Consider the following 5,437-nt stretch of genomic DNA (forward strand, 5'->3'; position numbering starts at 1 on the left):
GAAGAGTAAAGGAAAAAGAAGTTCATTGAGATATTGAAAAAAGAACAAGTCAAGCACTAAAAAATTGGAAACAAATTCCATTGAGATTTATCACGAGCGAAGGATATTAAACGATTTATAATTACAACGAAGAGTTTGATCCTGGCTCAGGATGAACGCTAGCGGGAGGCTTAACACATGCAAGTCGAACGGTAAGGTCCCTTCGGGGATACACGAGTGGCGCACGGGTGAGTAACGCGTATGCAACCTACCTTTTACAGGGGAATAGCCCAGAGAAATTTGGATTAATGTCCCATGGTTCTGTAATGTCGCATGGCATAACAGATAAAGTTACGGCGGTAAAAGATGGGCATGCGTGACATTAGCTAGTTGGCGGGGTAACGGCCCACCAAGGCTACGATGTCTAGGGGTTCTGAGAGGATGATCCCCCACACTGGTACTGAGACACGGACCAGACTCCTACGGGAGGCAGCAGTGAGGAATATTGGTCAATGGGCGCAAGCCTGAACCAGCCATCCCGCGTGAAGGACGACTGCCCTATGGGTTGTAAACTTCTTTTCTGTTCCAAGAACGTATTCTACGTGTAGGATAGTGACGGTAGAACAGGAATAAGCATCGGCTAACTCCGTGCCAGCAGCCGCGGTAATACGGAGGATGCGAGCGTTATCCGGATTCATTGGGTTTAAAGGGTGCGTAGGCGGCTTTTTAAGTTAGTGGTGAAATCCTGCGGCTCAACCGTAGAACTGCCATTAAAACTGAAGAGCTTGAATACACTTGAGGTAGGCGGAATGAGTAGTGTAGCGGTGAAATGCTTAGATATTACTCAGAACACCAATTGCGAAGGCAGCTTACCAAAGTGATATTGACGCTGAGGCACGAAAGCGTGGGGAGCGAACAGGATTAGATACCCTGGTAGTCCACGCCGTAAACGATGTTCACTCGCTGTTTGCGATATACAGTAAGCGGCCAAGCGAAAGCATTAAGTGAACCACCTGGGGAGTACGTCGGCAACGGTGAAACTCAAAGGAATTGACGGGGGCCCGCACAAGCGGAGGAACATGTGGTTTAATTCGATGATACGCGAGGAACCTTACCTGGGCTTAAATGTAGATTGCATGAGGTGGAAACACCCTTCCCTTCGGGGCTATTTACAAGGTGCTGCATGGTTGTCGTCAGCTCGTGCCGTGAGGTGTCGGGTTAAGTCCCATAACGAGCGCAACCCCTATCGTTAGTTGCCATCAGGTTAAGCTGGGAACTCTAACGAGACTGCCACCGTAAGGTGAGAGGAAGGTGGGGATGACGTCAAATCAGCACGGCCCTTATGTCCAGGGCTACACACGTGTTACAATGGCAGGTACAAAGGGCAGCTACACCGCGAGGTGATGCTAATCTCTAAAGCCTGTCTCAGTTCGGATCGAAGTCTGCAACCCGACTTCGTGAAGTTGGATTCGCTAGTAATCGGATATCAGCCATGATCCGGTGAATACGTTCCCGGGCCTTGTACACACCGCCCGTCAAACCATGGAAGCTGGGGGGACCTGAAGTCTGTCACCGCAAGGAGCGGCCTAGGGTAAAACCGGTAACTGGGGTTAAGTCGTAACAAGGTAGCCGTACCGGAAGGTGTGGCTGGAACACCTCCTTTCTGGAGCTGTGATCAATCGAGGGATTTGGTTAAAATTTGGAAGTGTTTGTCTGTTCTTTTTTTTAAAATATAAAGCAAGGATTGAAGTTTAAGAAAAAGACCAAAGACATTAGACTGAAGACAGAAGACTGAAATCAAAAAAAACATTCTAAAGTCTTAAATCTAATATCTTAAATCTTAAATCTACAAATGACAGTCCTGTAGCTCAGTTGGTTAGAGCACTACACTGATAATGTAGGGGTCCGCAGTTCAAATCTGCGCAGGACTACAGTTAAATTGTGAATTGTAAATTATAAATTGTGAATTAACAATTAAACATTTAACAATCACCTTAAATTATCGGGGGATTAGCTCAGTTGGCTAGAGCACCTGCCTTGCACGCAGGGGGTCGTCGGTTCGAATCCGACATTCTCCACCACAGCAAATAGAAGCTGAAAGCGGGAAGAATAAAATCGACTACGTTCACAAAAATTGAAATGATGAAGCTGATAAAGGATGAAAAAGCACCTTTAGAAGCAAAAGTTAACGATGGTTCGGCCGCAAGCGGTCTCAGGTTCGATTCCTGTAGTAACTACATTACCTGAGTATCCAGCAATGGTTACAATGGTTGACGATCTTTGACATATTGAAAACAAGAACACAACAGAATAAAAGCTTTAGGATATTTAAATAATATCTACTTATTAATTATAAGGCGAAAAAAAGTAAATAAGGGCGTACGGTGAATGCCTAGGCTCTCAGAGGCGAAGAAGGACGTGATAAGCTGCGATAAGCTGCGGGGATTGGCAAATACGAATTGATCCGCAGGTTTCCGAATGGGACAACCCATCCCGAGTAATCGGGATATTCAGAGTAATCTGAAGGCAAACCCGCTGAACTGAAACATCTAAGTAAGCGGAGGAAGAGAAAACAATAGTGATTCCCTAAGTAGTGGCGATCGAAAGGGGAATAGCCCAAACCAATGTTGTTTAGGCAATGTTGGGGTTGTAGGACCACGATATTTTAACCAAAGTAAAGTAGAACGATCTGGAAAGATCGGCCATAGCGGGTGATAGCCCCGTATACGCAAGCGATGGAGCGATAGTGGTATCCTGAGTAAAGCGGGACACGAGAAATCCTGTTTGAATCTGCCAGGACCATCTGGTAAGGCTAAATACTACTGAGAGACCGATAGTGAACTAGTACCGTGAGGGAAAGGTGAAAAGCACCCCGAACAGGGGAGTGAAATAGTACCTGAAACCGTGCGCTTACAAGCGGTTGGAGTTCCGGTTTACCGGAATGACAGCGTGCCTTTTGCATAATGAGCCTACGAGTTAGTCGTCATTGGCTAGGTTAAGTCTTTAAGAGACGGAGCCGAAGCGAAAGCGAGTCTGAATAGGGCGCTTTAGTCAATGGCGCTAGACGCGAAACCTTGTGATCTACCCATGGGCAGGTTGAAGTTTTGGTAACACAAAATGGAGGACCGAACCAGGAGACGTTGAAAAGTCTTTGGATGACCTGTGGGTGGGGGTGAAAGGCCAATCAAACTGGGAAATAGCTCGTACTCCCCGAAATGCATTTAGGTGCAGCCTTGTGATAGTTTTGCAGAGGTAGAGCTACTGATTGGATGCGAGGGCTTCGCCGCCTATCAATTCCAGACAAACTCCGAATGCTGCAAAATGTTTCACAGGAGTGAGGGCATGGGTGCTAAGGTCCATGTCCGAAAGGGAAAGAACCCGGACTATCAGCTAAGGTCCCCAAGTGTGTGCTGAGTTGAAAAAACGAGGTCTGATTGCATAGACAGCTAGGATGTTGGCTTGGAAGCAGCCATTCATTTAAAGAGTGCGTAACAGCTCACTAGTCGAGCGATCGGGCATGGATAATAATCGGGCATAAGCACGCCACCGAAGCTATAGGTTTCTGCTTTAGAGCAGAAGCGGTAGGGGAGCATTCCAGCGGTGTTGAAGCTGTAACGTGAGTTATGGTGGAGCTTCTGGAAAAGCAAATGTAGGCATAAGTAACGATAAAGCGGGTGAGAAACCCGCTCGCCGAAAAGCTAAGGTTTCCTGATCAACGCTAATCGGATCAGGGTTAGTCGGGACCTAAGGCCAACCCGAAAGGGGTCGTCGATGGACAGAAGGTTAATATTCCTTCACCGGTTATACAACGAAAGTGACGGAGTCTCCAGACTTCTACGTGCTGACGGAATAGCACGTTGAGCCTAGTCTTCGGACGAAGCGAAGAGGAGTAAAGGCTTCCAAGAAAAGCGAGTATAACAGCCCGTACCGTAAACCGACACAGGTAGCTGAGGAGAGAATCCTAAGGCGCTCGAGTGATTCATGGCTAAGGAACTAGGCAAAATAACCCCGTAACTTCGGGAGAAGGGGAGCCAGCAGCAATGCTGGCCGCAGAGAAATGGCGCATGCGACTGTTTATCAAAAACACAGGGCTATGCTAAATCGCAAGATGACGTATATGGCCTGACACCTGCCCGGTGCCGGAAGGTTAAGAGGGGGAGTTATCTTCGGAGAAGCTCTGAATTGAAGCCCCGGTAAACGGCGGCCGTAACTATAACGGTCCTAAGGTAGCGAAATTCCTTGTCGGGTAAGTTCCGACCTGCACGAATGGTGTAACGATGTGCGCACTGTCTCGGCCATGAGCTCGGTGAAATTGTAGTAGCGGTGAAGATGCCGCTTACCCGCAACGGGACGGAAAGACCCCGTGAACCTTTACTGCAGCTTCACATTGATTCTGGGTAAGTAATGTGTAGGATAGGACGGAGACTATGAAGCGGGCTCGCCAGGGCTTGTGGAGTCATCCTTGAAATACGTCCCTTTGCTTATCTGGAACCTAATTCCGGTTAACCGGAAGACAGTGTGTGGTGGGTAGTTTGACTGGGGTGGTCGCCTCCAAAAGCGTAACGGAGGCTTCTAAAGGTACCCTCAAGGCGATTGGTAACCGCCTGCAGAGTGTAATGGCACAAGGGTGCTTGACTGTGAGACCGACAAGTCGATCAGGTAGGAAACTAGAGCATAGTGATCCGGTGGTTCCGAATGGAAGGGCCATCGCTCAAAGGATAAAAGGTACTCCGGGGATAACAGGCTGATCGCTCCCAAGAGCTCATATCGACGGAGCGGTTTGGCACCTCGATGTCGGCTCGTCACATCCTGGGGCTGGAGAAGGTCCCAAGGGTTGGGCTGTTCGCCCATTAAAGTGGCACGCGAGCTGGGTTCAGAACGTCGTGAGACAGTTCGGTCCCTATCTGTTGTGGGCGTTGGAGATTTGAGAGGACCTGCTACTAGTACGAGAGGACCGTGGTGGACATACCTCTGGTGGACCTGTTGTGGCGCCAGCTGCATCGCAGGGTAGCTATGTGTGGAACAGATAAGCGCTGAAAGCATCTAAGCGCGAAGCTGGCCTCAAGATGAGATCTCCTTTAAGGGTCGTGAGAGACTATCACGTTGATAGGCTGTAGGTGTAAAGGCAGTAATGTCATAGCCGAACAGTACTAATTACCCGTAGCTTTTTTCGCAGTTCTAAAGCTTATATTTTGAAGTGAACTTGTTTTCAATGTGTCAAACAATATTGGAATAGACAATAGATAAGACGAAAGATTAAAGACAATAGATAAAAGACGATAGAAAGTCGATTATCGAGGGTCAGCAATCAAAAGTCAGAGATCTAAAATCTAATACCACAAGATTTAGGTGGTTTTAGCGTCGGGGTCCCACCTCTTCCCATACCGAACAGAGAAGTTAAGCCCGACAGCGCCGATGGTACTGCAGCAATGTGGGAGAGTAGGTCGCCGCCAACTTA

2 tRNA genes and 3 rRNA genes are annotated in these 5,437 nt (G+C 48.0%); all 5 read left to right on the top strand.

Going from position 1 to position 5,437, the window contains the following annotated elements:
- Positions 1 to 123: 123 nt before the first annotated feature.
- Positions 124 to 1,642 (top strand): 16S ribosomal RNA (locus FHS86_RS18940).
- Between the two features lie 194 nt (positions 1,643 to 1,836).
- Positions 1,837 to 1,910: transfer RNA gene (locus tag FHS86_RS18945), tRNA-Ile, on the top strand.
- Positions 1,911 to 1,983: 73 nt separating this feature from the next.
- Positions 1,984 to 2,060 (top strand) — tRNA-Ala (locus FHS86_RS18950).
- Between the two features lie 280 nt (positions 2,061 to 2,340).
- Positions 2,341 to 5,152, top strand: a 23S ribosomal RNA gene (locus tag FHS86_RS18955).
- Positions 5,153 to 5,324: 172 nt separating this feature from the next.
- Positions 5,325 to 5,435: ribosomal RNA gene (gene rrf / locus FHS86_RS18960) — 5S ribosomal RNA — on the top strand.
- Together the 16S, 23S and 5S rRNA genes with 2 tRNA genes alongside form the textbook arrangement of a ribosomal RNA operon.
- The last annotated feature ends 2 nt before the right edge of the window (positions 5,436 to 5,437 follow it).

This window comes from Roseimarinus sediminis, assembly GCF_050433125.1.
Lineage (GTDB): Bacteria > Bacteroidota > Bacteroidia > Bacteroidales > Prolixibacteraceae > Roseimarinus > Roseimarinus sediminis.